This window comes from Psychrobacter sp. TB20-MNA-CIBAN-0197 (assembly GCF_040309765.1).
GTDB classification, from domain to species: Bacteria; Pseudomonadota; Gammaproteobacteria; order Pseudomonadales; family Moraxellaceae; genus Psychrobacter; species Psychrobacter submarinus.
In genome coordinates, this window is the sequence record NZ_JBEOPC010001310.1 from 1 (window position 1) to 240 (window position 240).

The window sequence follows — 240 nt, forward strand, 5'->3', positions numbered from 1 at the left end:
CTTCCATACCGTGTGAATCACCTAGCACGTCGAGCATTTTGCCAGAGTCATAGACATTCATCTGACAGCCCTGCGTGGTGACAAACACCTTTTTAGTCGGCGCTTTATTGACAGGCGCTTGGGCTGAACTTGTCTCATTGAGTGCAGTGACAGCAGGCGCGGTGACAGTCGTCTTAGCAACGGCAGCGTCATTAATGCGGGGGTTGAATACAGTAACACTCATAAGGATAAGTCCATGAT

The 240-nt window shown here is 49.6% G+C and carries 1 pseudogene; it reads right to left on the minus strand.

The window, feature by feature from the left end:
• A pseudogene (locus AAEY83_RS18200) lies at nt 1–223 on the minus strand (tRNA (N6-isopentenyl adenosine(37)-C2)-methylthiotransferase MiaB); the annotation flags it as partial.
• Nucleotides 224–240: the final 17 nt, after the last annotated feature.